A 23,904-nucleotide genomic window follows, 5' to 3' on the forward strand; every position below is an offset into this window, starting at 1 on the left:
CAACCCGCGGGTTGGCCTCTTTTATGATGGGGGCTGACCGGTTGGCTACGCCGTTACCGGTCGCTCAAGTGCACACTCAACCGAGCAGCGCATCCAGTCCGTTGGGGTCAAACAGTAGCTCCGGCTCCATCAGAACCAGCAACAGCAGTTGCTCGAACTCCACCGCAAACCGCTCGACCACCCGATCCGGATCCGGTACCAGCTTCTTGTCGGTGATAAGGCCCAGCTGCACCTTGTGATCGTAAGAGAGGATGGAGACGCCGACGCCGATATCCCCCGATTGCGGCACCCAGAACAGCGGCTGACGCAATTTTGCTCCAGCCAGATAGAGGGTCTGCTGCGGGCCGGGCACATTGGTGATCACCGCGCTGGCCTTGGCCGTGAGCAGCTCGACGGCCTGCTGTTGCACCGCATTGGGGGCCATGCCAAGGGCATGTAACAAGTTGAGCACCACCACGGGTTGCAGCGAGGTGCGTAGCGCCTGCATCCGGTCACGCACGGTATAGAGCCGCTGCAACGGGTGTGCAACATCCAGTGGCAAGTCCAGGGCCACCAGCCCGAAGCGGTTGCCAAGTGCCCCCTCATCGTCCGGTGCACGCATATTGACCGGCACCAGGGCGCGGATCTTGACCTTGTTGGCATCATCCCCCTTCTCCTGCAGGTAGTGGCGAAACGCCCCTGCGGTGGCGGCGATCAGCAGATCGTTGACCGAGCAGCCCAGCACCTTGCCCACTGCCTTGATATCCGGCAGATCAATTTGCTCCGACCAGGCCACCCGCTTGGTGCTGGTGGTCTTGCCCCGCAGGCGGCAGGGTGAATCATCACCTAGGGTGGCGATATTGCACAGCTCGCTCGCCACATCCCGCCCGGTCTTGAGGTAATCCACCGCCTTGGTGGGATGGGTGACCACTTCGACATATTTGGACCAGAGGCTACCGGTCAGCTTGAGACCGGCCCGCACCAGACGGCTGCCCTGGTGGCAATCCTCCTCATCCTCGTCATCGCTGTCATCCAGTGGCTCCGGTGACGGTGGTCGCGGCGCCCCTTCCGGGGTGTTATCCATCATGGTCAGCATGGCCCGCACCAGCGAGAAGCCGTCGCCCATGGCGTGGTGAATGCGCACCACCAGCGCTTGCCCACCCAGCGACGTGTCGGTCAGGTGCATATCCCACAGGGGGCGCTGGTGGTTGAGCGGCGTCGAGGCGAGATCGGCCACCAGCTTCTCCAGCTCCAGCTTGCCTGCTTCACCCGGCAGGATCACTCGCTTGAGGTGCTGATCGAGATCGAAATCGGGATCATGGCGCCAGTAGTAGGAGCCCCCCTCCAGCACGGCCCGCTGGTGGAAGCGGGGTTGCACCGAAATGGTGTGGCGCAATCCGGCCCGCAGACGCGCTTCATCAAGCTCTCCTTCAAACATCAGGACACCGATGATCTGCATCAGGTTGTTGGGTCTGTCCATGCGTAACCAGGCGGTATCGACGCAGGAGATAAATTCACTCAGTGGCATGGTTGTTTCCCTACAAAATGAATTTACCGAGGCGGCAAATTGCTCCTGCCCTCATATCCGGATGAAGACTTGATGCAATCAGAATGACATTAATGAGTGCCGACTCGAAATATGAAATAAAGATGAAAGATTACTTAAAAAATAGAATTGAGACCTCGCCGAATAATAAATCTGACAAACTATATGGCTTGCCAACTTATTTCAAACAGCCATCGTTTACAGCTGGTTTATTTAAAACCAGTGCAACGAAGAGTTTCAAACACGTTTGGGGCAAGGTAAGCGATTGTCGACATAATCGAGGATCTCCTGCTCCAGTACGCTGCGTACAGGCAACAGCATCAAACCAAGATGCACTTCCAGTTCCAGGGTATCTTCGTCCAGGGTGAGAGTGCCATGTACCCCTGAGCCGCGAAAACGAAGCTCGGTCTCCTCTTCATCTGCCCATTCGCAATCGAGTTGATAGCTCTCGCTCATGTCCGCAGCGATGGCTTCGGCCGCGATCCGGGCGGCGGCCAATCCCAGCGGATGCTGACGGCTGATCTGGATGGTAGAGAGTGCGCTGCTGCCAGCGAGCGAGTTGAAGAACATGGTCGTTACTCTGGGTCATAAGTTAGTTATTGATATTAAACACATGTTCACAACAAATGAAAGGATGGTTCACATAAATGGGACTCACTTAACAGAGTCGAGAGGGATGCAGGCCATCAGCGGGGCATGGCATTTATTCCCTCCCCCGTGCGCGCTACACTTGTCACGGAACCTTCAGCAAAAGCTGCTTGTTTTTCATTCACTTGTATCTTCGTATCACCCAATTCCCATCAATGGGCCCAAGGCCAGAGAGCTGTAGATGACGCATCAAGAACATGCCCACGACGACGATAGCACCCTGGGTCGGCTATACCGCCAGCTCAAGCGGGTTGCAGCCTTGCGCGAGCAGATGCGTGCCCACCCGGAAGATCAGCAGGATCGGGATCGGCTACGCCAGTGGCAGGCCGACCGGTTGGGGCGAACCCATCGTGATCTGCTGGAGAGTGACCGCTACGGCCCTGCCGCCGAGTTTTTCCTGACCGATCTCTATGGCCCGGGGGATTGTGCCCGCCGCGATGCGGACGTGATGCGGGTGATGCCGACCGCCGAGCGGTTGTTGCCGGAGTCCGGTCTCAAGGTGCTGGCGCAGGCGATCGAGCTAGACGCTCTCTCCGAAGAGCTGGATTACCTGATGGTGGTGGCGCTACGGCGCATTGGTGGCATTGCTCCCATCACACCGGACCATTACACCATCGCCTATCGTGCCGTAGGTGAACAGGCGCGCCGGGAACATCAGATTGCGCTGGTGAGCGAGCTTGGCATGACGCTGGACAGGCTGGCGAGAAAACCACTGCTGGGGGCGACCCTCAAGCTGGTGTCAGGTCCCGCCCATCTGGCGGGGCTTGGCGAGCTCTTCTCCTTTGTCGAGCGTGGTTATCAGGTGTGTCATCAGATGGGGTGTGCCAACGAGTTTCTCGAAACCATCGCCAGTCGCGAGACGGCCATCATGACGGCGCTTTTTAACGGCGACAGCCGTGTGCTGGGGTGAGGCTTATCGAGGGATAAGCCGCCAGAATAACAAAGCGGGCCGATGAGCCCGCTTTTCGTTTATCACTGTTTGCCGATATGTTGGCCAATGCAAGACCGGTCAGATCACCAGCAGATCCATAAAGGCGTGTACCGGGGTGGCGGCAAGACGCGGCCCATCCTGACAGAGGGCCAGAATGTCGCTGACCCGTTTGGCCGGGAAGCGGGTGGCCAGATTGTGTTGGAATTTCTCCACCAGCAGCGGGATCCCCTCCTCCCGACGGCGACGATGGCCGACCGGGTACTCCACCTCCACCTTGGCAGTGTGAGTGCCGTCCTTGAAGAAGATCTGGATGGCGTTGGCAATGGAGCGTTTGTCCGCCTCCAGATATTCGCGGCTGTAGCGTTTATCCTCTTGTACCACCATCTTGCTACGCAGCGCGTCGATGCGGGGATCGGCGGCTACATCGTCCTCGTAATCCTCGGCGATCAGGCGACCGAAGATCAGCGGTACTGCCACCATGTACTGCAGGCAGTGATCCCGATCGGCCGGGTTGTTGAGGGCGCCGACCTTGCTGATGATGCGAATGGCCGACTCATGGGTGGTGAGCTCGATGCGGTCAATCTCGTCGAGCCGCCCCTTCACCTGCCCATGCAGCTTCATGGCGCACTCTACCGCGGTCTGGGCATGGAACTCGGCGGGATAGGAGATCTTGAACAGCACGTTCTCCATCACATAGCTGCCGTATCCCTGATGCAGGGCGAACTGGTTGCCCTTGAATAGCACGTCGTAAAAACCCCATTTGGGCGCGCTCAGTACGCCGGGATAGCCCATCTCGCCGCTCATGGTGATAAGGGCGAGGCGCACTGCGCGGGAGGTGGCATCCCCCGCCGCCCAGCTCTTGCGCGACCCTGCATTGGGGGCATGACGGTAGGTACGCAGGCTCTGGCCATCGACCCAGGCCTGGGAGACCGCATCGATCACCTGATCGCGGGTGCCCCCCAGCATATGAGTCACCACGGCGGTACTGGCGACCTTGACCAGTACCACGTGATCGAGACCGACCCGATTGAAGGAGTTCTCCAGCGCCAGCACCCCCTGAATTTCGTGGGCTTTAACCATGGCCACCAGCACATCGCTCATGGTGAGCGGCGCCTTGCCCTCGGCCACGCGAGTACGGGAGAGCCAGTCGGCAGTGGCGAGAATACCGCCCAGATTGTCGGAGGGATGACCCCACTCGGCGGCCAGCCAGGTGTCGTTGTAATCGAGCCAGCGGATGATGGCACCGATGTCCCAGGCTGCCTTGACGGGGTCGAGGCAGAGCTGGGTACCGGGCACCCGGGCACCATGGGGCACGACAGTACCGGGTACGATGGGGCCAAGGTGCTTGGTACACTCGGGGAAGCGCAGGGCCAGCAGGCCACAGCCGAGCGTATCCATCAGGCAGTAACGGGCGGTGTCGAGAGCCGCCTTGCTGGTAATGGGGTGGTTGCAGACATAATCGGCAATATCGACCAGCACCTGATCGGGGTCTGGTCTGTGGTTGACGTCGACGTTGGCGGACATCGTGACTTCCTTATCGTTGTTGTAGAGAGACAAAGTGACGGGGGGCCGGGCCGACATAATCGGCGCTCGGACGGATGATCCGGTTGTGCTCGCGCTGCTCCATCACGTGGGCGCACCAGCCGGTGACCCGCGAGCAGACGAAGATGGGGGTGAACAGCTTGGTCGGGATCCCCATGTAGTGATAGGCGCTGGCGTGGAAGAAGTCGGCGTTGGGAAAGAGCTCTTTCTCCTCCCACATCACCTTCTCCGCCTCGCAGGAGACGCGATAGAGGCGATCATCACCCACCGCCTCGGCGAGCTTGGCCGACCACTCCTTGATGATGACGTTGCGCGGATCCGAGGTGCGGTAGATGGCGTGGCCAAAGCCCATGATCTTCTCCTTGGCCGCCAGCTTGGCCAGCAGTTCGCGCCTTGCCTGCGTCTCGTCTTGCCAATCTTCGATCATCGCCATGGCTGCCTCGTTGGCCCCGCCATGGAGCGGGCCGCGCAGGGTACCGATGGCGGCGGTGATACAGGAGAACATGTCGGAAAGGGTCGAGGCGCAAACCCGCGCCGCAAAGGTGGAGGCGTTGAACTCATGCTCGGCGTAGAGGATGAGAGAGACATGCATCACCCGCCGCTCCAGCTCGCTCGGTGCCTTCTGGTGCAGCAGCGCCAGAAAGTGGCCACCGATACACTCCTCGTCGCTGTCGAGGGCGATACGAATACCTTCATGGCTGAACTTGTACCAGTAGATCAGAATGCCCGGAAAGGCCGCCAGCAGCCGATCCGCCACTTCATGCTCATGCTCGAAACCATCTTCCGGTTCCAGATCGCCGAGCATGGAACAGCCGGTGCGCAGCACATCCATGGGGTGAGCATCGGCGGGAATGCGCTCCAGCACTTCCAACAGCGGCTGGGGCAAAGTGCGCAGGCGACACAGTTCGCGCTTGTAGGCGTCAAGCTGCTGCTCATCGGGCAACTCCCCCTTGAGCAGCAAATAGGCGACCTCCTCGAACTGGGCGCTGTCGGCCAGCTCCTTGATGTCATAGCCGCGATAGGTAAGACCGGTACCACTCTTGCCTACTGTGCAGATACTGGTCTCCCCCGCACTCTGCCCGCGCAGACCTGCCCCACCCAACGGTTTTTGCTGTCCCATAAGCTGCCTCCTATTCCTTGGCTGTAAACAGACGATCCAGTGTCTGCTCGTAGTGGTGATATCCGAGGAAGTCGTAGAGCGACTCCCGGGTCTGCATGGTCTCCACGACAGCCCTTTGATGGCCATCCTGGCGAATATGTTGATAGACGTTGAGAGCGGCCTGATTGGCGGCTCGGTTGGCACTCAAGGGGTAGAGCACCATGTCGACTCCGTGCGCAGCCAGTTGCTCTTTGTCAAACAGCTCGGTTTTGCCGAACTCGGTCATGTTGGCGAGGATCGACACGTTGGCCGCTTGCTTGAACTGGTCGTACTGGGCCAGCTCGGTCACCGCCTCGGCGAAGATCATGTCGGCCCCGGCGGCCACATAGGCGGCAGTGCGTTCAAGAGCCGACTCCATCCCCTCCACCGCCAATGCATCGGTGCGGGCCATGATGACGAACTCGCTATTCTCGCGGGCATCCACCGCTGCCTTGATGCGATCGCACATCTCCTCAAGCGACACCACCGCCTTGTTGGGACGGTGGCCGCAGCGCTTTTGGGCCACCTGATCTTCCATATGGACGGCGGCAACTCCGGCCCGCTCGAACGCGCGGATGGTGCGGGCGATATTGAATGCCCCGCCCCAGCCGGTATCGATATCGACCAACAGCGGCACACGGGTCGCTGCGGTGATCCGCTCGGCATCGATCAGCACGTCGTTGAGGGAGGTCATACCGAGATCCGGCAAGCCGTAGGAGGCATTGGCTACTCCGGCGCCGGAGAGATAGAGGGCTTGAAAACCGCTGCGCTCGGCCATCAGCGCCATATAGGCATTGATGGTGCCGACGATCTGTAGTGGCTTTTCGTTGGCAAGGGCGGTGCGAAAGCGCAGGCCTGCAGAGGGGGACAAACTGGACATCATGACTCCTTTCACCTGTCTAGTCTGGCTATCTAATATCACGTTTACGTTAACGTCAATTATACTTTCGTAACATTCCGGCCGCAGGCAAGACAGGAAACCGGTTTTAGGGTAAATTTCACCAATTCCTTCAACAGGTTGAATTGTATGATGGAGCCCGGTTCCGTAATTGTCTGTCCGGCGTGCGACTTGCTGATCCAGCGCAAAGCACTGCCGCTGCGTCGTCATGCCCACTGCCCGCGTTGTCACCAGCATCTCTATGGCCGTTATGCCTTTCGTCCCTCCCAGTTGATGGCCCTGACCATCACCGGATTTCTGCTACTGCCCTCTGCATTTTTTGAGCCGTTGATCTATCTGCGGCTGGCTGGGGTCAACACCGATGCCGACCTGCTGCGCGGTATTCTGGTGCTGTTTGGCGAGGGCGAATGGTGGGTGGCCAGCCTGGTGCTCTGGTGCGCCGTGTTGGCGCCGGTGGGATTATTGGCGGGGATCTTTGTGCTGGCTTCGGGTCTGGCCAAACGTTGGCACATTCTTCCCGTCACCTTGAAGCTGGTCGAGGTGTTTCGCCACTGGGCCATGCTGGAGGTCTATATCGTCAGCCTGCTGGTTGCCCTGTTCAAACTGATCGACATCGCCGATGTGCGCCTCGGTGGCGGCTTGCTCAGCCTCGGTATTCTGATGCTGCTCAACATGACCCTGCTGATCCTGTTTGACCCCGCCCCCTACTGGGCGCGGATCCCGTTAAAGGAGCCGGAACATGACCAGCGCCCGTGAGATGGGGCTCTGCCGCTGCCATACCTGTGGTTTGCTGGTGCGCTATCAAGCCGGGGCAGTCTGCCCCCGTTGCAGCAGCAAATTGCAGGTGCGCATCCCCCGTTCCCTCGCCTGGTCGTGGGGCTTGCTGGCGCTCGCCACCTTCATGTTGCTGCCTGCCAATCTGTTGCCCATTACCCATTTCTACAACAAGGGGTTGCTGCAGTCAGATACCATCTTCAGCGGTATCATGATGCTCTATCGCAGCAAAATGAGCGGGATTGCCACCATAGTCCTCACCGCCAGCATACTGGTGCCGGTGGGAAAAATATTGGGGCTGGCCTGGATCTGCTGGCAGTTGCAGCGGGCCAGACCGGTGCGGCGCAAGCGCCAGCTGGTGATGTATCGGGTGATCGATTTTATCGGTCGCTGGTCAATGCTGGACCTGTTCGTGATTTCTCTGATGGTGGCGCTGGTCGATCGGGGGGTGCTGCTGAGTGTCCGCGCAGGCCCGGGGGCCACCGCCTTTGCCGGTGTGGTAGTGCTGACCATGATGTCGGCCCGCATGCTCGATACCCGTTTACTGTGGGACAAGGCGGCCCGTTGATGATTTCTCTGTTTTTGTCTGATGTGCTGTTTAATCCAGCCAATAAGGAGTCACTATGATCGGGGCTGAACCCGTCATCGAAAAGCGTCGCTGGTTATCGCCGGTCTGGCTGTTACCCCTGATAGCCCTGCTGCTGGCAGGTGGCTTTCTCTATCAGCAGGTATTGAGCCGTGGCCAGCTTATCCAGATCAACTTCGCCCAGGGCAACGGCATCTTGCCGGGTAAAACCCAGGTTCGTTATCAGGGGGTGGCCATCGGCGTGGTGCAAGAGCTGGAGCTGGCTGAAGATGGCCGCAAGATTGCGGTGATGGCCAAGATTGACAGCCGTGCCAGACCGCTGATCCGCAAGGGATCCGACTTCTGGCTGGTGAGCCCCAAGGCGTCGCTCACCGAGATCTCCGGCCTCGATACCCTAGTCTCCGGCAACTACATCAACCTGCAACCGGGGCGTGAAAGCAATCCGCTGGAGGAGACCTTCGATGCACTGGAGGGCCCTCCTCCCGGCTATCAGGCTCAGGGGCGCATGCTGCACCTGACTGCCGATTCGCTGGGTTCTGTGGGGATTGGCGCCAAGCTCTATTTCCGCGGCATCGAGGTGGGCAGCGTCATCAATACCCGTCTGGGTCAGGACAATCAGAACGTCATTCTGGATCTGGTGATCGAGCCGCGTTTCGAGCATCTGGTCAAAGCTGATACCCGCTTCTGGAATATCAGTGGTATCAAGGGCTCCTTCAGTCTGGCTGGCGTCAGCGTGGAAGCTGGCAGCCTCACTTCCATTCTGAGCGGCGGCATTGCCTTTGACTCGCCCAAAGATTCACCGGAACCGGAGAAGGGACAGACTTTCGTCCTCTATAAAGGGCTGGCGGAAGCGGCGCGTGGCGAGCGTATCGACATTGCGGCTGGCGATCTTCCGGTCAAGGAGGGGATGCCCATCCTCTATGAGGGGATCGAGATTGGTCGTATCGACCCCATTCGCCTCACCGACAAAGGCCGTGTGGTCACAGCGCTGATCAACCCGGAGCAGGCTTACCGCATTACTGACAAGAGTCAACTGGTGTGGGAGAGCGTCTCCCTCTCCGCGACCGGCGTGCAGCATGCAGATCGCCTGCTCTCCGGCCCGGCCATTCGCCTCGACTATGTAGCGGGCAAACCGGTACAGAAGATGACCCTGACCGATCGCGCCCCCCAGAGCGGTACCAAGGTGACGCTGCAGGCTGACGATCTGGCGGGGCTCAATCAGGATGCACCTGTCTGGTACAAGGGATTGCATGTGGGCCGTATCAGCCAGCTCACCTTGGATGCGCGCGGCAATGCCAGCGTTGAGCTGGTGATGGCGCCGAACTATGGCCATCTGCTCAACCGTGCCCGCTTCTATCGCGCCGCCCCGTTGCAGATCGATGCCGATCTGAGTGGCATCAAAGTAGAAACCAGTCCGGCCAGTGCCTGGTTGGGAGGCGGGATCAAGCTGATACAAGCCAGTAGTGGCGAGCGGATTAACCGTCTCTACCCGAGTCAGGAGTTGGCACTGCTCGGTACCCGTGATGCCAAGCCGCAGCGCTGGTTGCTCAAGGCAGATCAGGCCGATGGCATTGGGATTGGCTCGCCTGTGCTCTATCTGGGGTTGGAAGCGGGCAAGGTCAAACAGCTGCGCGCCGCCAAAGAGGGGATCGAGATCGAACTCGAGATTGATGGGGTCTATGCTCCCCTCCTCGTCCAGCAACCCCAGTTCTGGAAAAAACCGGCCATCGACACCAAGGTGCGGGTCGATGGGGTGCAGGTCAAGGTGGGCAACCTCGGTACCCTGCTGCGCGGCGCCATCGAGTTCGATCGGCTGGCCAATGGCCGCAGCAGTCATCAACTGTTCGATTCCAGGGAGCAAGCCAAGGCCAAGGTGCGCCAGCTGTCACTGGTGGCAGAGAGTAACCCGGGGCTCGGGATTGGCAGCCCGATCCGCTATCGTGGGGTCGATATCGGCAAAATTGAAGAGATCGAGCTGGAGCCGTCTCTGGGTCAGGTGATCTTCAAGGCCGAACTCGATGGCCACTATGCCGAGCGTTTCCTGCAGTCCGGCGCCCGCTTTACTCTGGTGCAGGCCAAGCTGGGGCTGGGCGGTGTCGCTCACCTCGATACCCTGATCAAGGGGGCGTTTGTAGAAGCACAACCCGGTAAAGGCGCTGGCAAAAATCGCTTCCCCTTAAGTCAGGTCGGCCCGGTGGGTCTGGCCCTGACCCTCAAGAGCCCCTCCGTCAATGGCCTGAGCGTCGGCAGCCCGCTGCTGTTTCGCAAGATGGTTGTGGGCAGTGTCACCAAGGTGGCGCTGGCTCGGGATGGTAGCGAGGTGGTGATCGACGTTAACGTGGATCAGGAGTATGCCCATTTGGTGCGGGCCAACTCCCGTTTCTGGAATGTCTCCGGGGTCAAGGCGGATATCGGGCTGACCGGCGGCACCATCGAAGTGGAGACGGTGCAGAGCCTGCTGGCTGGCGGCATTGCTTTCAATACGCCGGAGAGAGAAATGGGTCCAACCGTCAAGGCAGGACACAGCTATCCGCTCTACGGCAAGGCCGAGAAAGAGTGGTTAGAGTGGAGCCCTCGTATCCAGCCCTGATCTCTTCCCTTTGTATCTCATCAAAGCCCGGCACTGTGCCGGGCTTTTTTATATTCCGGTGCTTGTTGATAGGGTTCAGATTCAGAATATTCTTAGCCTTGTGGTAGGATATCGCCCCTCTTTTTCGGTCAACGAGACGGCACAGTGCACGACAACACCTTCCTTCCCGATTACTTTTTACGCCACATTGCGGCCATCATGCCGGCCCATCTCTCGATGGAAGACTTTGTGGCCAGTTGTCGACGTCCGCTGCGCCGCAGCATTCGGGTCAATACCTTGAAGATCGCCGTCTCGGATTTCGTCGCCCTGATGGAGCCACTGGGTTGGCAGCTCGACCCCGTACCTTGGTGTGATACCGGCTTCTGGCTGACCCGCAGCGATGAAACTGTCCCCCTTGGCAACACCGCCGAGCACTTGAGCGGGCTCTTCTACATTCAGGAAGCGAGCTCCATGCTGCCGGTGACGGCACTCTTTGCCAGCGACAAGATCAAAGCGGATGGCATGTTGCTGGATGCGGCGGCGGCCCCCGGCTCCAAGACCACCCAGATAGCCGCCTTGATGAACAATCAGGGAATGCTGGTTGCCAACGAGTTTTCCAGCAGCCGGTTGAAAGTGCTTAGCGCCAATATCCAGCGCTGCGGCGTGACCAATGTGGGGATGACCCATTTTGATGCCAAGGTATTTGGCCAGTGGTTGCCGGAGACCTTCGACGCCATCCTGCTCGATGCCCCCTGCTCCGGCGAAGGGACGGTGCGCAAGGATGAAGATGCGCTGCGCAACTGGAGCATCGAGAGCATCGACGAGATTGCAGCGGTGCAACAAGGGTTGCTGGAGAGCGCCTTCCATGCCTTGAAACCGGGCGGTGTGCTGGTCTACTCCACCTGTACCTTGAGTGAGCAGGAGAATCAGGCGGTCTGCCAATCCCTGCTGGACAAGTTTGGCGATGCCTTGAGTTTTGATTCGTTGGCAGACCTGTTCCCCCATGCAGAGCAGGCCTGTACATCCGAGGGATACCTGCACGTTTGGCCCCAGATCTTCGACAGTGAGGGCTTTTTCGTCGCCAGATTGCGCAAGCATCACTCGGTGCCCAACACCATGTTCAAGCCGGGCAAGCTAGGTAAATTCCCCTTTGCGCCGCTTCTTGCCAAAGAGGCGGAACCCATGTTGCGCGAGATTGAAGCCAACTTCGGGGTGGCACCGCAGGGTCAGCTGTTTGGCCGCAATGACGAGATCTGGCTCTTCCCCCAGCGGTTTGATCAGGTGCAGGGCAAGTTGCGCTTCGATCGCATCGGCATCAAGTTGGCCGAGACCTTTAAAAAAGGCTATCGCCTCACTCATGAGTGGGCACTGGCCTATGGCGATACAGCGAGCAAGGGCGTGGTTGAGCTTGATAGCGCCAATGCGCGGGAATTCATGATGGGGCGGGACGTCTGGCCAGAACAGGATGCGGGCACTGGCGAGGTGATCGTCCGCTATCAGGGACATACCCTGGGGATGGGGAAATGGGTGGGTAGTCGGGTCAAGAATGCCCTCCCCCGCGAGTTGGTGCGTGACAACAATCTGTTCAATGCGTAGGGCCGTTCGGTGCATAAGCACTTGAACGAGTCTGAAATACCCACACTCTGGTTGAACTTTTCTTCGGATCTTGAAAAGCCTTGAGCCTTGTCTAAGCTTAAGGCAATCCGAACACCAGTTAGCGCACGGCTCTGCAAGGAGCCAATTCCCCTATGCCAGGTACAAGGAATTCGTACCTGGCTTTTTTTATCTCTTCACGTATCGCTGTTACTTCACTCTTGTGTCTATTCAACGGTCTCTTCGACCTGTGTGGCGACTCTGTTTTCAAACGGAGGTTCTCTACCCAGCTCATGTTGGTAGAGCAGATCGATCGCCTGCTCGATGAGTGATGCCTGACTGTCTTCGAGATGAAGACCCAGTGCGGCCAATCGTTCGGCGTGGCGATTGCTGATCCAGCATTGCAGCCGGGTATGGGTCTCCTGCTTGCGTTTTACATGTTGGCGCTGCCGCTCGGCATTGTTTTGGGGCCCCGCTTCTTGCTCTTCACGCACTGTCATTTCTTGGCTCATATGTCCTTGCGATATTACGTTTCCGAGTTTGTTATCTCTCATCACATGCCATTATCCATTGGAAGATGCCCCTTCCACCTTGGGCTGCTGGCTACACGGCAAATATATCATCAGATCAACAAGATATCATTTAACATAAAAAATGCAGTAGCGCAGTTGTGTCAAAGCAAGCCATCAAGGGCATGATCGGAGAATTTATGGGCGTCATCGAAGTACTCCTGCAGGGTTCGCATATCCTTGTGGCGCGTTACCTCGATGATCTTGTTCATTGGCTTGCCGGCAGTCACCGCCGAGGTGATAAATCCGCGCCGCAGGCTATGGCCACTGACGTAGAGATCGTCGATGGTTTGACCGGTTCGCCGCTTGATCATCAGATTGATGCCCTGGGGGCCGAGTGGTTCAGCCATCAGTTGACCCCAGCGGTTCATGCGCCGAAACAGCGGCCCCTCGCTGATCCGGCTTTTGTGTAGCCACTTTTGCAGTGCCGAGACGGGACAGTAGTGCTTGCCCGGGATCAGGGCGATCTCGGTTTCATGCAGCTGATGTTTGCTCGGTTTGAGGCGAAGGCGGATCCCCTGCCCCATAAAATCGAGATCGCTCACCTCAATTCGGGCCGCTTCCGAACGGCGCAAGGCGCCACTGAACATCAGCAGTATCAGGGTGTGATCACGTAAACCCGCGAGGTCATTGGTGTCGATGCCATCCAGCACCTGGGTCAATGGTTGCAGCGTCAGGGCGCCGGTTTTGCGTTTACGGTTATCCCCCAACCTGACAATACCGCGCATCATCTCCTTGATTTCGGGATGTTCGGTGGGCATGGGGTGAATGCCTTTCTGCTTGAAGGCATAACGGATCCCCGCCAGCCGTCTCACCAGGGTTGCTGGTTTTCGAGGCTCGCCATTACGCAGTTCTCCCTTCCCCTCCTCTTTATCCAGCCATACCCAGTCGGCCAATACGCCGTCGGCCTGATCAGCGAGAAAATTCATGATGTCGTGATGGGTCGTTTGCAGCGGATCCAGCCCGTGCAATTGACACCAGAAGACAAAAATACGGGTATCCGCCTGATAGGCATTGAGGGTGGAATCCGCTTTTGCACTGCGCAAAAAGCGGCGTGCCCGACTATTTAGCTGTGCATCGAAAACAGTCTGCAGTGACTGATGAGCCGGATTGGATAAGGATGGATATGCCACGGAACACTATGATTCATATGAAGTTTGATAGGATCTTACAGGATCCTCCACACACATCAAGTATCGATAATGAATATTATCGTTACTTAGAACATCTTATTTCAATACCCTTTGACCACGCTGAATAAAGGAAACATAGGAATATCATTCGACCCAGTTTAGCAAAAACGAAAAAGTAAAATTGGCAGGAAGAAGTGAGAGATAACGTAGCTCGGTGTTGATATTCAAGTGGGTAATCAGCTTGATATTTGAAAATTAAAAAGCCCCGAATAACGGGGCTTGGGGGTTATTTTTTCGCCAGCTTGAACAGTTCAAAGAAATTCCGGCTGGTGGCTTCTGCCAATTCATTTAGCGGAATATGACGCAGGTCAGCAATAAACTGGGCAACGTCTCGTACAAAGGCGGGTTCGTTCTCCCTCCCCCGATGCGGTACGGGGGCAAGATAGGGTGAGTCGGTCTCGACCAGCAATCTGTCGAGGGGCAGAGCCTTGACCACCTCTTGCAGGGCAGACGCATTTTTGAAGGTGGCGATCCCGGAGATGGATATATAGAACCCCATCGCCATTGCTGCTTCTGCCATTTCGAGGGATTCGGTGAAGCAGTGCAGCACACCGCCAACCTGATCAGCGCCCTCTTCAAGCATGATCTGCAAGGTATCTTGCTGGGCATCGCGGGTATGGATGATCAGCGGCTTGTTCAGCGCGCGAGCAACCCGGATATGTTCGCGGAAAGAGGCTTGCTGAACTTCCTTGTTCTCGGGCGAGTAAAAGTAATCGAGACCGGTCTCACCGATGGCCACCACACGTGGATCGGCAGCTTGCTTGAGCAGCAACTCGGCATCCACCCCGGGTTCCTGATTGAGCGGGTGTACCCCGCAAGAGGCAAACACCTGGGGATAGGGGGCGATCGCCTCGAGCATGGTCGGGAACTGTGCCTGAGTCACACTGACACAGAGAAAATATCCCACGTCCAGTTGCGCGGCCTTGGCCAGCACATCGGCCATGCTGGTCTGCTTGCTACCATAGCTGAGGCGATCGAGATGACAGTGGGAATCAACGAGTAACATATAAAACCTTTCTACTTGTCGGTACTTATAACCAGCGACTGAGCCAGTTCATCAGATGGATGGTGGGATTGGAGAGCTGACCCGGCTGGCATGCCGCTTTCAGGGCAACCAGATCTTGTTCTGCCTCCAGCAGTTTTTCGCTGGAGTGCTGCTCCGCCAACCGTTGACTCAAGATGGCCAGATCAGGCATTGCCAGCTGATGGTGACCGCATCCTGCCTGGGTTTTCAGGGCATCGCACAAGAAGAGCTGCAACCAGTGCAACCTGACCTGCGTCTCCTGACCAAGCTGGCTGCACAGTGCCGTCGCCTTGACCGGACTTTGACTCAGGGCGACAAACTGCTCCAGCAATTCGCGGCGAGTACCGTCCTGTTGCTGCTCGATATAGTCGAGTACCCGCAGCGGGGCCCCCTGACAGATCCGCACCTGAGCCAGAGTAGCCTGATGACCCTGCTCGGCCAACCAGCGTACTGTTTCCCCTTCCGCTGGCAACTGGCAGACATGTTTGTGACAGCGACTGAGAATGGTGGGAAGCAACCGGGAAACCTGGGAGGCAATCAGCAACAGCAAGCTGTCGCCGGCCGGCTCTTCCAGGGTTTTCAGCAGGGCATTTGCCGCCGATTCGGTCATCCGCTCCGCATCTGGAATGATCACCACCTTGCCACGGCCGAGCTGGGCAGAGCCCTGCAGCCGGGTGCAGATCTCGCGAATGGCCTCTACCCCGATGGTCTTGCTGTCGCGAGTTATGGTGCCGAGATCCGGGTGGTTGCCCTTGTCAAACAGCTGGCAAGAGTGGCAGTGGCCGCACGGCTCTCCGCGATCCGGTTGCTGGCAAAGGTGCAAACGTGCCAGCCGCTCGGCCAGTTGCTCCTTGCCAAGACCGGGATCGCCCAGCAACAACCAGGCGTGACCGAGACGTCCGGACTGAGCCGTCTGGCTCAGGGCATGCCAGTCGGGGATCAGCCAGGGATACATAGCGGCTCGTTCGACAGATAGTGATCCAATGCACGCTCGATGGCAGCTTTGACCTGTTCCGGCGTTTGCGCCGCATCGATCACCACAATGGAATCATCCTTGGCGGCCAGTTCGAGATAACGAGTTCGGGTACGCTCGAAGAAGCTCAGTTGCTCCAGTTCGATGCGATCCAGCTCGCCACGATGGCGCGCGCGCTGCAAGCCAAGGGCAGGATCGATATCGAGATAGAGGGTGAGATCCGGCTTGAAGTTGCCGAGCACCGCCTGTTTGATGGCTCCGATAAGCTGGGCATCGATACCACGGCCACCCCCCTGATAGGCCTGGGAGGAGAGATCGTGGCGATCCCCCACCACCCAGACACCGTCGGCCAGTGCGGGTTTGATGCGGGTCTCCACCAGTTGTACCCGGGAGGCATACATTAGCAGCAGTTCCGCCTCGATGGTGAGGCGTTCGTCGTGCACCTCTTTGACGATGGCCCGCATCCGCTCGGCCAGCGGCGTACCACCCGGCTCGCGGGTGCACTCGATCCGGTTGATGCCGTGGCGCTGCAGATAGTCGGTCACATAACGCACGGCCGAGCTCTTCCCTGCCCCTTCCAATCCTTCGATCACAATAAATTTAGACATTAAGGTTTCTTCAATATGTATTCGCGAACCGCCCGATTGTGTTCATCGAGGGTCTTGGAGAAATAGTGGGCACCGCCCCCCTTGGCGACAAAGTAGAGATAATCGGTCGACTTGGGGTTAAGCGCAGCTTCGATGGAGGCCTTGCCCGGCATAGCGATAGGCGTGGGCGGCAAACCGTCAATCACATAGGTGTTGTATGGGTTCTTGTCGGTCAGATCGCTACGGCGAATATTGCCATCGTAGCGATCCTTCACCCCGTAAATGACAGTGGGATCGGTTTGCAACTTCATGCCCAGACGCAGACGATTGACAAACACCGAGGCGATCTGTGCCCGCTCGTCCGGCTGACCGGTCTCCTTCTCGATGATGGAGGCCATGATCAACGCCTCGTAGGGGGTCTTGTAAGGCAGGTTGGCCTGACGTTTCTCCCAGCTCTGCTGCAGGAAAGTCTCCATATCCTGATGGGCACGACGCAAGATCGAGAGATCGCTGGCATGGGTGGTATAGGCGTAGGTTTCCGGCAGGAACCACCCCTCCAGCTTGCCATTCTCGATGCCGAGCTCCTGCGCCAGGTCGGCTTCTGATTGCTCGACGGTCAATCGCTCAAGGTATGGCGCGCTGGAGAGCTGCTTCTGCCAATCCTCGAAACGGGAACCTTCGACGAAGGTGAGGCTGAAGTGAAACTCCTTGCCCGATGCGAACAGAGAAAGGGTCTCCTTGAGAGGGGCCCCTTCCTTGATTTCGTAGGTGCCCGATTTGATGGCCACCAGTTCGGGGTGGCTACGCAGCCAGAGCCGTACCGCCCAGGGGCTGGTTTCCCCCTCCCCCAGTTCGGCGATGAGGCGCGCCGCATGGGCGCCCTTCTCCACCGTAAAGAGCCGGGTCGGCCCCTTGTTGGTGAGCGTTTCTACCTGTTGCCATTTGTAATGTACATAGCCCCCGGCAGCGGCTACCGTCAGTGCCGCCCCCGCGAGCAGGGTGTAAAGCCGATTAAACTTCAATGACCAAACGCTCCTGTAAACGGCGACTCAATACCGCTGGGGGATAGTGAATATCCTCGATGCCATTGACCGGCACGATCCCCATCAGGGTATTGGTGAGCCACACCTCTTCCGCCTGCCATAGTGACTCCAGCGGAGCCTCTACCACACGCAACTCAATACTCATCTGTTTCAACATCGCCATCACCTGGCGGCGCATGATGCCATCGACACCACCGCGGGCGAGATCGGGCGTAAACACCGTCTTGCCCCGACGCCAAAACAGATTGGCACTGACCCCTTCAATGAGAAAACCGCGACTGTTAAGCACTATCCCTTCGACTGCATTTCGGCTGACAAGTTCGCTTTTCAGCAATACCTGCTCCAGACGATTCAAGGTTTTAAGCCCGGCCAGCATGGGGGCATCGCCGATCCGCTGGCGGCACACCACCATCTCGATCCCCTCCTGTTGCCACTGGCCATAGTGAGTGGGAAATGGCGCCAGAGTGACCATCCGGGTTGTGTGCTGACATCCGCTGCCATCATAGCCCCGTCCCCCTTCGCCGCGGGTCAGGATCACCTTGGCCACGCATTGTGGCTGGTCGGCCACCATCTCTTCAACCTCCCGGGTCAAGAGATCCCAGTCCGGTTCAACCAAGCCCAACCGGTTGTTCGCCTGCTGCAACCGTGCCAGATGGGCAGGCCACTGCAACACGCGACCCTCCCTGACCGCCATGGTGGTGAAATGACCGTCACCATAAGCCAGCCCCCGATCATGGGCCGAGATGGTATCAAGCTTCATGCCATTGATAAGCAAAGGGATCCCTCCGATAAAAAAGGCCCGATACCGGCAGTATCGGGCCTGTGTCTTTGCCCTGCGGCAAATTATACGCGTTTGAAGATCAGTGAGCCATTGGTGCCGCCAAAACCAAACGAGTTGGAAAGGGCGTACTCGAAGCTACCTGGCTTGGCCACATGGGGCACCAGATCCAAGTCGCACTCTTCATCCGGGTTGTCCAGGTTGATGGTGGGCGGAGCCACCTGATCACGCAGGGCCAACACTGTGATGATCGCCTCGATGGCACCGGCGGCGCCCAACAGGTGACCGGTCATGGACTTGGTAGAGCTCACCATCAGGGATTTGGCGTGCTCACCAAACACCGACTTCATGCCACGCAGCTCGGCCACATCACCCAGCGGGGTGGAGGTACCGTGCGCGTTGATGTAACCAATCTGCTCGGGAGCAATGCCGGCATCCTTGATAGCATTTTTCATGGCGCGAGCACCACCGTTGCCATCTGCAGGAGGCGCAGTCATGTGGTACGCGTCACCGCTCATGCCAAAACCGACCAGCTCGGCGTATATCTTGGCGCCACGGGCCTTGGCGTGTTCGTACTCTTCCAGTACCAGCACACCGGCACCGTCACCCAGCACGAAACCATCGCGATCTTTATCCCACGGACGGCTCGCTTTTTGCGGCTCATCGTTGCGGTTGGAGAGTGCCTTGGCGGCAGCAAAACCACCCATCCCCATCGCGGTGGAGGCTTTCTCGGCACCGCCAGCGACCATCACGTCTGCATCACCGTAAGCGATCATCCGGCCAGCCATACCGATGGCATGGGTACCAGTGGTACAGGCGGTAGTCACGGCGATGTTCGGCCCTTGCAGACCTTTCATGATAGAAAGATGACCGGACACCATATTGATGATGGTGGACGGAACGAAGAAGGGACTGATCTTGCGCGGGCCGCCGTTGACCAAGCTTTCGTGGTTCTGTTCAATCAGACCCAGACCGCCGATACCGGAGCCAATCGCCACGCCGACACGTTCGGCATTCTCTTCATTGATGGTCAGGCCGGAATCATCCAGCGCCTGCATACCGGCCGCGATGCCGTATTGAATGAAGAGATCCATCTTGCGAGCGTCTTTACGGTTGATACCGTACTGCTCTGGATCGAAATCCTTGACCAGACCTGCGAAGCGGGTTGCAAACTCGCTGGCATCAAAGTGTTCGATAAGGGAAATGCCGCTCTGCCCGTTGAGCAGTGCTTGCCAGCTGGATTCGGCAGTGTTACCCACCGGGGAAAGCATCCCCAAGCCGGTCACCACGACTCTGCGTTTTGACACTGAGGTAGTCTCCGAGAGGTGTTTTGAAAAGGAACAAATACAAAAGAAGCGGCCCTTGGGCCGCTTCTTTCAGAACAGGAACTTATTCCTGATTAGCGGTGATGTAGTCGATAGCCGCTTGAACAGTGGTGATCTTCTCGGCTTCTTCATCAGGAATTTCGGTATCGAATTCTTCTTCCAGCGCCATTACCAGTTCAACGGTATCCAAAGAGTCAGCGCCCAGGTCGTCGACGAAGGAGGCAGCGTTCTTAACGTCTTCCTCTTTAACACCCAGTTGTTCGATGATGATTTTCTTTACGCGTTCTTCGATGTTGCTCATGACCTGAATTTTCCTTTAAAAATACGCTATTTGCGTCTGGTTGGAGTAGTTTATTCAATTGACGTGAGTTTGCAAGTAGCTTGCCGCTGGTCAAACCACGAAATGTGCCAAACTTCGGCGTACTATCGCAAATTTGAACAGATCTTACGACAAATTGATTACACCATGTACATCCCGCCATTAACATGCAGGGTTTCGCCGGTGATATAGGCTGCTTCATCAGAAGCCAAGAATACCACAGCTGCGGCAATTTCTTTTGGATCACCCAAACGGGCGGCAGGCACCTGACTCATGATGCCGGCACGTTGATCGTCATTCAGGGCACGGGTCATGTCGGTTTCGATGAAACCGGGAGCAACCGCGTTCACTGTGATACCACGGGATGCCACTTCCCGCGCCAACGATTTGGTAAAACCAACCAGACCGGCCTTGGCGGCAGCATAGTTGACCTGACCGGCATTGCCCATGGTTCCCACCACGGAGCCAATGCTGATGATGCGACCGTGACGTTTCTTCATCATGGCACGCAACACCGGTTTGCTCAGACGGTAAAGCGAGGTCAGATTGGTATCGATGATCTCGTTCCACTCGTCATCTTTCATCCGCATCAACAGGTTGTCACGGGTGATCCCTGCGTTGTTGATCAGGATGTCGATGTCGCCAAAGCGCGCCTTGATGGCGGCGAAGACAGCTTCGATGGATTCCTGGCTGGTCACGTTCAGTGCCATACCGCAACCATTGTCGCCCAGATAGGCGCTGATTGCCTCGGCACCGCTCTCGCTGGTCGCCGTACCGACCACTTTCGCGCCACGGGCCACGAATGTTTCGGCAATCGCACGGCCGATGCCACGACTGGCACCGGTCACCAACACAACCTTATCGGTAAAACTCATCACTTGCTCCTGTTTACTTGATCTGGGCCAGCGCCTGCTCGAAAGAGGCGGCATCGTTGGCGTGAATACCTTCCACGCGCTTGTCGATGCGCTTGGCGAGCCCGGTCAACACTTTGCCCGGTCCCATCTCGATCTCGAGGGTAACCCCATCATTGGCCATCCGCTCGACAGTCTCGGTCCAACGAACCGGGCTGAACAGTTGACGTACCAGCGCTTGCTTGATGGCGGCCGGATCCTGTTCACAGGATACGTCGACATTATTGATGACCGCGATGGTTGGAACCTTGATCTCGATCCCGTCCAGCGCAGCTGCCAGTTTTTCTGCGGCAGGTTTCATCAGCGCGCAGTGAGACGGCACGGAGACCGGCAGCGGCAGCGCACGCTTGGCGCCCGACTCTTTCATCAGCACGTTGGCGCGCTCAACGGCTTCTTTGTGACCGGCGATAACCACCTGGCCCGGGGAGTTGAAGTTGACCGGAGAGACGACCTGCCCTTGTGCCGCTTTTTCGCAGTTGGCTGCGATGGATTCGTTATCCAGACCGATGATAGCAGCCATGGCGCCGGTGCCTTCCGGTACCGCTTCCTGCATGGCCAGACCACGCAACTCGACCAGTTTGACCGCATCGGCAAAATCGAGTGCGCCGCTGCAAACCAGCGCGGAGTACTCACCCAGGCTGTGACCCGCCATCATGGCAGGAGTTGCCCCACCCAGCTGTTGCCACAGGCGCCACAGAGCGACAGAGGCAGTCAGCAGTGCAGGCTGGGTGCGCCAGGTTTTGTTCAGATCTTCAACCGGACCATCCATCACCATGGCAAACAGGTCATAACCCAGCACCTGACTCGCCTCGGCGAAGGTCTCCTTGATCACGGCATGTTGTTCGGCCAGCTCGGCCAGCATGCCTACGGACTGGGAACCTTGTCCCGGGAAGGCAATGGCAAATTGGGTCATCATTGATTCCTTTTAGATAAGACAAAAATGAAATCGGTGACGGGATGATAGGCGCACCATCCCGCCGAAGATCAGAGGCGAACCAGCGCCGAGCCCCAGGCGAAACCGCCACCAAAGGCTTCCAGCAGTACCAGCTGACCCGGTTTGATCCGGCCATCCCGCACCCCTTCGTCGAAGGCGACCGGAACGGAAGCAGCAGAGGTATTGCCGTGCTTGTCGAGGGTCAGCACCACTTTATCGAGGCTCATACCCAGCTTCTTGGCGGTGGCACTGATGATGCGGAAGTTGGCTTGATGCGGTACCAGCCAGTCCAGCTCGCTCGGCTCGATGCCAGCTGCGGCCAGCGTTTCGGTGACGATCTCGCTCAAACGGGTGACCGCGACCTTGAAGACATCGTTGCCCTTCATATACATGTAGGCTTCGAGCTCAGCACCCGGCATGCCGCGACGGGGATGAGGCAGCTTGAGCAGCTCACCATAACGGCCATCGGCATGGAGATGGGTAGAGAGAATGCCCGGCGTCTCGCTGGCACCGACAATCACAGCCCCTGCCCCATCACCAAACAGGATGATGGTGCCGCGATCTTGCGGATCGCACATGCGGGAGAGCACATCGGCCCCGACGACCAGCACATGGCGGGCGGCGCCGGATTTGACGAACTGATCGGCAATGGAGAGTGCGTAGGTGAAACCGGCACAGGCCGCTGCCACGTCAAAGGCAGGAATGCCCGGTACGCCGAGCAGCCCCTGCAGCTCGCAGGCGGCAGCCGGGAAGGCATTTTCAGCACTGGTGGTGGCCAGCACTATCATATCGAGATCGGCAGCGGTCAAACCGGCTGCATCCAGGGCGCGCAGAGCGGCCTGGTAAGAGAGGGTGGCAACGGTCTCGTCAGCCCCGGCAATACGGCGCTCACGGATACCGGTACGTTCCACGATCCACTCATCACTGGTCTCAACCATCTGCTCGAGATCGGCGTTGGTACGCACTGAACTCGGCAGGTAGCTGCCAGTACCCAGAATTTTGCTATGCATAGAGTTCTTATAGATCCCTGTCAGAGAAGACAGCTTCAAGGCGATCTGCTATTTGCAGTGGAAGTTGATGTTTGGCCTCTTGTGCGGCCAGCAGGATCGCATTACACAGAGCGCGCCGTTCGGCCCGCCCATGACTTTTTACCACAATGCCGCGCAATCCTAACAGACTTGCTCCGTTATACTGGTCGGGGTTCAGGTAAGAAAAACGCCGTTTGAACATAAATCCGGCGATCCGGCCAAGAAAAGTGCGTTTCTTGCGGGGATATCCGGCCAGCTGGGCCATCATCCGCACCACCCCTTCTGCCGTCTTGAGGGCGACATTGCCGACAAAACCGTCGCAGACGATCACATCGCTGTCGCCGCTGAAGATGCGATCCCCTTCGACGAACCCGACATAATTGAGCGCTTGGCACTGACGCAACAATTCGGCGCTGTGGCGCACCAGATCGTTGCCCTTGATCTCCTCCTCGCCGATGTTGAGCAAGGCAACACGGGGGGATGCAATGCCTTCTACCTTTTCGGCCACGACGGAGCCCATCACCGCAAACTGCAGCAAGGTATCCGCATCGCAACTGACGTTGGCGCCTAGATCCAGCATCACGGTGCGTTTGCCGCTCAATGTCGGCAGCGCCTTGATAAGTGCCGGCCGATCGACCCCGGGCAGGGATTTGAGCACGCACTTGGCCATCGCCATCAACGCACCGGTATTGCCGGCACTGACGCAGGCATCGGCCTCACCGGCTTTCACCAGATTGAGTACCACCCGCATGGAGGAGTCTTTCAGAGTACGCAGCGCCACGATCGGTTTATCGCCCATGCCAACCACTTGGGATGCATGTACGAAACGGACTCGGGGATGATTCAGCAAACCATGTTGCTGCAGCAGAGAGGAGGTCTGGTGCTGGTCGCCGACCAGGATCAGTTTTAACTGGGGTAAAAGAGACAGTGCCTGCACGGCGGCAGGCACTGTTTCCGAGGGGCCAATATCTCCCCCCATGATGTCTAGCGCGACAGTTTGCGTAGACAAAGGCAAT

The 23,904-nt window shown here is 58.0% G+C and carries 23 protein-coding genes; 5 read left to right on the plus strand and 18 right to left on the minus strand.

Going from position 1 to position 23,904, the window contains the following annotated elements:
• Positions 1–76: 76 nt before the first annotated feature.
• Entirely contained in the window at positions 77–1,507 is a 1,431-nt protein-coding gene (locus G5168_RS00315) for a wax ester/triacylglycerol synthase family O-acyltransferase (RefSeq protein WP_319920515.1), read from the minus strand.
• 255 nt (positions 1,508–1,762) lie between these two features.
• Positions 1,763–2,095, minus strand: coding sequence for a polyhydroxyalkanoic acid system family protein (locus G5168_RS00320; RefSeq protein ID WP_100645872.1), 333 nt, complete (start codon positions 2,093–2,095; stop codon positions 1,763–1,765).
• 259 nt (positions 2,096–2,354) lie between these two features.
• On the opposite strand from G5168_RS00320, the gene G5168_RS00325 reads away from it, so the two are divergent.
• A complete protein-coding gene (locus G5168_RS00325) occupies positions 2,355–3,083 on the plus strand; it encodes an FFLEELY motif protein (RefSeq protein ID WP_421251661.1) in 729 nt (242 codons plus the stop codon).
• A 99-nt stretch (positions 3,084–3,182) separates the two neighbouring features.
• Here G5168_RS00325 and G5168_RS00330 read toward each other — a convergent pair whose 3' ends face one another.
• The 3 genes from G5168_RS00330 to prpB are packed head-to-tail and all read right to left on the minus strand — an operon-like array spanning position 3,183 to position 6,664.
• A complete protein-coding gene (locus G5168_RS00330; protein ID WP_421251662.1) occupies positions 3,183–4,628 on the minus strand; it encodes a bifunctional 2-methylcitrate dehydratase/aconitate hydratase in 1,446 nt (481 codons plus the stop codon).
• A gap of 10 nt (positions 4,629–4,638) precedes the next feature.
• Positions 4,639–5,766 (minus strand): bifunctional 2-methylcitrate synthase/citrate synthase, encoded by a 1,128-nt coding sequence (gene prpC / locus G5168_RS00335; protein ID WP_421251663.1) that lies wholly within the window; start codon positions 5,764–5,766, stop codon positions 4,639–4,641.
• 10 nt (positions 5,767–5,776) lie between these two features.
• The gene (prpB, locus tag G5168_RS00340; protein ID WP_421251790.1) at positions 5,777–6,664 is read right to left on the minus strand and encodes a methylisocitrate lyase; all 888 of its coding nucleotides are present in this window, start codon (positions 6,662–6,664) and stop codon (positions 5,777–5,779) included.
• A 147-nt stretch (positions 6,665–6,811) separates the two neighbouring features.
• Here prpB and G5168_RS00345 point away from each other — a divergent pair, with 147 nt between their 5' ends.
• The 4 genes from G5168_RS00345 (at position 6,812) to rsmF (ending at position 12,207) form a co-directional block, all read left to right on the plus strand.
• Positions 6,812–7,438, plus strand: a complete 627-nt coding sequence (locus tag G5168_RS00345) for a paraquat-inducible protein A (RefSeq protein WP_005345516.1) — start codon at positions 6,812–6,814, stop codon at positions 7,436–7,438.
• Complete coding sequence (locus G5168_RS00350) at positions 7,422–8,024, plus strand: paraquat-inducible protein A (protein ID WP_421251664.1); 603 nt, start codon at positions 7,422–7,424, stop codon at positions 8,022–8,024. The genes G5168_RS00345 and G5168_RS00350 overlap by 17 nt, the downstream gene beginning before the upstream one ends.
• A gap of 55 nt (positions 8,025–8,079) precedes the next feature.
• On the plus strand, positions 8,080–10,632 hold the full coding sequence (locus tag G5168_RS00355) for an MlaD family protein (protein ID WP_421251665.1): 2,553 nt from the start codon (positions 8,080–8,082) through the stop codon (positions 10,630–10,632).
• Positions 10,633–10,776: 144 nt separating this feature from the next.
• Positions 10,777–12,207: a 16S rRNA (cytosine(1407)-C(5))-methyltransferase RsmF gene (gene rsmF, locus G5168_RS00360; protein ID WP_421251666.1), complete on the plus strand. Its 1,431-nt coding sequence runs from the start codon at positions 10,777–10,779 to the stop codon at positions 12,205–12,207.
• A 224-nt stretch (positions 12,208–12,431) separates the two neighbouring features.
• Here the strand turns inward: rsmF and G5168_RS00365 are convergent, their stop codons facing one another.
• The 13 genes from G5168_RS00365 to plsX all read right to left on the minus strand — a co-directional run bounded on the left by G5168_RS00365 (position 12,432) and on the right by plsX (position 23,897).
• Positions 12,432–12,716: a RepB family protein gene (locus G5168_RS00365; RefSeq protein ID WP_041235150.1), complete on the minus strand. Its 285-nt coding sequence runs from the start codon at positions 12,714–12,716 to the stop codon at positions 12,432–12,434.
• 161 nt (positions 12,717–12,877) lie between these two features.
• Entirely contained in the window at positions 12,878–13,819 is a 942-nt protein-coding gene (locus tag G5168_RS00370) for a site-specific integrase (protein WP_227342943.1), read from the minus strand.
• A 373-nt stretch (positions 13,820–14,192) separates the two neighbouring features.
• The gene (locus G5168_RS00375; RefSeq protein WP_421251667.1) at positions 14,193–14,972 is read right to left on the minus strand and encodes a TatD family hydrolase; all 780 of its coding nucleotides are present in this window, start codon (positions 14,970–14,972) and stop codon (positions 14,193–14,195) included.
• A gap of 25 nt (positions 14,973–14,997) precedes the next feature.
• The gene (gene holB, locus G5168_RS00380) at positions 14,998–15,945 is read right to left on the minus strand and encodes a DNA polymerase III subunit delta' (protein ID WP_042011462.1); all 948 of its coding nucleotides are present in this window, start codon (positions 15,943–15,945) and stop codon (positions 14,998–15,000) included.
• A complete protein-coding gene (tmk, locus tag G5168_RS00385) occupies positions 15,930–16,571 on the minus strand; it encodes a dTMP kinase (protein WP_005345536.1) in 642 nt (213 codons plus the stop codon). Before tmk ends, holB begins: the two co-directional genes overlap by 16 nt.
• Positions 16,571–17,572 carry an endolytic transglycosylase MltG gene (mltG, locus tag G5168_RS00390; RefSeq protein WP_005333156.1) on the minus strand — a complete coding sequence of 334 codons (1,002 nt, stop codon included), beginning with the start codon at positions 17,570–17,572 and terminating at the stop codon, positions 16,571–16,573. Before mltG ends, tmk begins: the two co-directional genes overlap by 1 nt.
• The gene (pabC, locus tag G5168_RS00395) at positions 17,562–18,368 is read right to left on the minus strand and encodes an aminodeoxychorismate lyase (RefSeq protein ID WP_421172891.1); all 807 of its coding nucleotides are present in this window, start codon (positions 18,366–18,368) and stop codon (positions 17,562–17,564) included. The genes mltG and pabC overlap by 11 nt, the downstream gene beginning before the upstream one ends.
• A gap of 68 nt (positions 18,369–18,436) precedes the next feature.
• Positions 18,437–19,678 (minus strand): beta-ketoacyl-ACP synthase II, encoded by a 1,242-nt coding sequence (gene fabF, locus G5168_RS00400; protein ID WP_005333158.1) that lies wholly within the window; start codon positions 19,676–19,678, stop codon positions 18,437–18,439.
• 82 nt (positions 19,679–19,760) lie between these two features.
• The gene (acpP, locus tag G5168_RS00405; RefSeq protein WP_005300909.1) at positions 19,761–19,997 is read right to left on the minus strand and encodes an acyl carrier protein; all 237 of its coding nucleotides are present in this window, start codon (positions 19,995–19,997) and stop codon (positions 19,761–19,763) included.
• Positions 19,998–20,155: 158 nt separating this feature from the next.
• Positions 20,156–20,890, minus strand: a complete 735-nt coding sequence (gene fabG, locus G5168_RS00410) for a 3-oxoacyl-ACP reductase FabG (protein ID WP_005351850.1) — start codon at positions 20,888–20,890, stop codon at positions 20,156–20,158.
• A 13-nt stretch (positions 20,891–20,903) separates the two neighbouring features.
• Complete coding sequence (gene fabD, locus G5168_RS00415) at positions 20,904–21,839, minus strand: ACP S-malonyltransferase (RefSeq protein ID WP_421231043.1); 936 nt, start codon at positions 21,837–21,839, stop codon at positions 20,904–20,906.
• Positions 21,840–21,910: 71 nt separating this feature from the next.
• Positions 21,911–22,870, minus strand: coding sequence for a beta-ketoacyl-ACP synthase III (locus G5168_RS00420; RefSeq protein WP_040065495.1), 960 nt, complete (start codon positions 22,868–22,870; stop codon positions 21,911–21,913).
• 7 nt (positions 22,871–22,877) lie between these two features.
• The gene (gene plsX, locus G5168_RS00425) at positions 22,878–23,897 is read right to left on the minus strand and encodes a phosphate acyltransferase PlsX (RefSeq protein ID WP_100653778.1); all 1,020 of its coding nucleotides are present in this window, start codon (positions 23,895–23,897) and stop codon (positions 22,878–22,880) included.
• Between the last annotated feature and the right edge of the window lie 7 nt (positions 23,898–23,904).

The sequence above is a fragment of the Aeromonas sp. 600724 genome, assembly GCF_049175135.1.
In the GTDB taxonomy this organism is placed as follows: domain Bacteria; phylum Pseudomonadota; class Gammaproteobacteria; order Enterobacterales; family Aeromonadaceae; genus Aeromonas; species Aeromonas veronii_A.